The organism is Phocaeicola coprophilus DSM 18228 = JCM 13818 (genome assembly GCF_000157915.1).
GTDB classification, from domain to species: domain Bacteria; phylum Bacteroidota; class Bacteroidia; order Bacteroidales; family Bacteroidaceae; genus Phocaeicola; species Phocaeicola coprophilus.
The window spans coordinates 37,000-40,917 of the sequence record NZ_EQ973647.1 but is presented as its reverse complement, the minus strand read 5'-3'; the positions used below and the strand labels follow the sequence as shown (position 1 = coordinate 40,917).

Annotated in this window: 2 protein-coding genes; both read right to left on the bottom strand. The window is 45.4% G+C overall.

Annotated features, from left to right (window positions below):
• Positions 1–786 precede the first annotated feature (786 nt).
• Entirely contained in the window at positions 787–2,160 is a 1,374-nt protein-coding gene (locus BACCOPRO_RS13895) for an MATE family efflux transporter (RefSeq protein ID WP_008144547.1), read from the bottom strand.
• 86 nt (positions 2,161–2,246) lie between these two features.
• Positions 2,247–3,918: right-handed parallel beta-helix repeat-containing protein (locus tag BACCOPRO_RS13890; RefSeq protein WP_008144545.1), on the bottom strand; the 1,672-nt coding region annotated here is incomplete at its 5' end.

The window sequence follows — 3,918 nt, the reverse complement described above, 5'->3', positions numbered from 1 at the left end:
ATTCAGGTTCATTTTTGGGTCCAGGGTCCACTGGGTCCATAATGGACCCTCCACCGTAAGAGGAAATCAGCCATTTTTATCCCGAATGGCCAAAGACCCTGACGTTTTTAAAAAACATCGAGAGCTTTTCATCCAAACGCCGAAACAAACACAGGCACACGCCGAAACGTTTTTTGAATAACCGGGATTCAAAATCCAGCGCCTTTCCCTGTTTTCATTTTTTAAACTATGCACATAAAAAAAAGACATTATGCATACAGTTTTTCATTTTTATATATATATTTGTCAATACTTAATCTTCAAGCAAGGAATGAATCCATAACACAGACCAATTCTTTGCTAAAAGCGTATTGAAATTTGTATAAAACCAACTAAAAATAATAGCTATGACTCGTACAATTCAAAAATACGGCCTTTCCTGCCTTATATTTATCGTTGTTTATTGTCTAATTTATTTCACAACTCAGGCTATGAAAATGGCTGAACAAGAAAGCCTGTTTCTGAGCGTATTTTCAGGACTTTTCCTTTCGGCCAACTCCAAACTGATTTTGAGACAAAATAGTCTCAAAAACCACAAGGTATAAATAGTAACATTCTATAAAACAACACCTTATATCAGGATATTTAAAATCTGGAACAATTACAAGAGTTTTTTCTCTTACGGTAAAGGGTCCATTATGGACCCAGTGGACCCATGGACCCAAAATGACGCTGCTGACAAAGTCCTTATTCGGCTTTGCCAAGGGAACTAATTGTCACTATTTTTTAAACCTCCAAGAGATACAACTATGCTTTTATCCGGAAAGCAGGTTTCCGGATATGCAGCCAGTAAGCAGTCAGTACCAGAATGCCTGTCAGCACCCAGGATATCGGATAAACCATCATCAGCACATCATATCCTTTCCACAACGGAGACACGACATACACCCAGACTACCCGGAGCAGACAGGTTCCGAAAACCGTCAGCAGAGCCGGAGTCAGTGATTTGCCCATCCCCCGCAAGGAAGAGCCGGCAATCTCGTAACTGCTGGCAATGAATTGCAGAGCCAGTACAATGTGCATACGGATAGCTCCATAATGGTGTACCATCGGTACGTCCGAGAAGAATCCCAGAAAGAAATTGTCCTGCCAGGCAAAAAGCCAGTTGAAGGCGGCACAGAAAGCAACACTTGAAGCCATGCAGATCCAGAAGATCCGATGTACGCGATCCATTTTTCCGGCTCCGTAATTCTGGGCAATGAAACTGATCGCAGCTCCGTTGAATCCCTGAATAATGAAATAGCAGTAGTACTCAAAGTTGACTGCTGCAGCCGACCCGGCAATGGCATCGGCTCCGTAACTGTTAATGGATGACTGCACCACCACATTGGAGATCGAGAAAATCATGCCCTGGATACCAGCCGGCACACCGATTCGCAGCATACGGCTTAACTCCGAAGAATAAATCTTCATCCGGTCAAAATGCAGACGGAACGGTTCCTGTTCCTTCCGCAGCAACCGGATGATCAATGTAGCACTCACCGCATTGGCTATACCCGTTGCTACGGCTACCCCGGCTACCCCCATCTGAAAGCCAATGACAAACAAAAGATTAAGCAGGGTGTTGATTACACCGGCAACCACCAGAATATATAACGGACGCCGCGTATCACCCATGCTGCGCAAAATGGCTGATCCGAAATTAAATGCCATGATAAAAGGCATTCCCAGAAAATAAATCCGCAAATAGATCACAGCCTGATCCAGTACTTCCGGGGGAGTTCCCATCCAGGTCAGTATCGGCCGGGCAGCTACCTGTCCCAATACCAGCAGGAATAATCCGCTCAGGACAGCCACCAGCTGAACCGTGCTGATGGAGCGGCGTATACTCCGGTCATCCTGCTGTCCGATGTGGTTGGAAATAATCGCACAGGCTCCCATGGAGATCCCCATAAACAGGTTGATGAGCAATCCGATGACCGGTGCGTTACTTCCAACAGCTGCAAGGGCTTCACTTCCGACAAAGTGTCCCACTACAGCCACATCGACTGAATTGAAAAGTTCCTGTAACAGACTGCTGGCTGCCAGCGGAAGGGCAAACACCAATATTTTCCTGAACAACGGCCCGTTCAGCATGTCAATTTCATTGCTTCGGGAACCTTGATTAACCTTGCTATCCATCTTTTTTTTACCTTAATCCAAAATGCGCGGCAAAGTTACAGTAAAATCGGGAATGCCTTCCGATAAAAAGCATTTTTAATACACTCTTACCTCTCCACTGGCTGCATCTCCCCTCTGAAGGCTGCCAATTTTACAACCATTTCTTTCTGATTACGCATAACAAGCAGCTCTCCGGATTTTCTTGCATATTCTTCTAAAAGCTGTTTGAAAGAAGCAGCCGTAGAAATCTCTTTCCCACCAAATGACAGCAATAAATCTCCCGACCGAAGCCCCAGCTTATAAGCTTCAGATTCTGCTGGAACACGGTCAAGCGCCATACTGGCCTGACTGAATTTGGCTCCATAGGCCGAAAGCTCTTCACCTTTCACTTCTTTCAGAACAGCTCCCAGCCAGGTATATTCCGCAGAAACCTCATCCTGAATTTGCAGGACTATTTCGGGTATGTCAGGGGTACGGGCCAGCTTTTTCAGCTTTTCACTCTTCACTCCAAAATCGGTCATATCGAAATTGCGGAAACCAATCTTAAAAGCAGGAGACTCCGGTCTGACTCTGAAATCTCCCTGACCGGGATTTACAAACAGGGGATCTGCCGAAACGGAATGTGCATCAGCTCCATGAGCCGCAAATTTTCTCATTGCTGCCTGACCGGTTGCAAACAGATTATAGTCCAGTTCCTTTCCCCACCGGTCTGATTCTCCCAATGCGCTATTCATCACAGCAGGCTTATAGGCAGTAAACACAATATTATGCTTGAATACATCGTCACTGTTACGTACCCAGACATGTGGATGCAGCGAGTTGTTCAGTATAATATTATTTGTAGCCACACGATCATAACCTTCACGCATTTTCAAACCACCGTTGAGAAGCAGGTTGCAATAGATCCGATAAAAAGAAGAACCGTCATCCAGGTCAACATCCCAGCCATGATCACAACGCCAGCGGTTATAACGCAGTACATTAGGTTCCAGAACATCCCAATATTGCATATCCGGATGAAGAGCGACCTGATCGGATATGGTCACCACATCGGGAGTCCAGAAACGGTCACGTCCCCATGAATTAAAACTTCCGTGGTCTCCTGTCTCAAGAACCGTATTAAACACATCGCAGAATTCGATGATATGCCCGCCAAAGGTACCTTCGTTAATATTGATACCTGCACGCGGTACGTCATAAATGGAACAATGACTCACGCGGATACGCTGTGACATGGAAATCTGTACCGGAGCCGTCTGTTTTTCATCACGTCCTGTCATGGTTATCAGGCAATCGTCTACCCAACAATCCTGAGGATAATTATCTCCCAAAGGACCGGGAGTCATATCCATCGTCTCGTAGTTCTGATTGCCATAACGAAACAGCGGGCTGCGGACCATGTCAGGATCTCCCACGAAAACAATCCCGTTGGCACCGCTGTGATGAATGTAACATCCTCTGACTGTCAGATAACGATTATAGTTATTCACAAAAATCGTATTCCCTCCCAAATGGTCAAATTCACAATTTTCAACCGAACACTCCTCTGCACCGTTGAAAACGATGGCTCCGCCCTGATACATGGTCCAGTCTGAGCGCAATAATTGCTCTTTATTTTCCATAAAGGTCCGGGCTGTATGCTTAAAGGTAAGTCCCTGCAGATGAATTCCCCGTACAGGATTCTCCTTCGTTCCGTTGAATTCAATCAAATGTTTCAGACGTACAATTTCCACTTTAGCCTCATCCAGATCGATCTCCGGCAAAGGCATATAGTATAAC

Bases quoted from the DNA above. Each gene is read 5' to 3' on its own strand.
- BACCOPRO_RS13895 (WP_008144547.1), bottom strand. From the start codon at position 2,160: ATGGATAGCAAGGTTAATCAAGGTTCCCGAAGCAATGAAATTGACATG.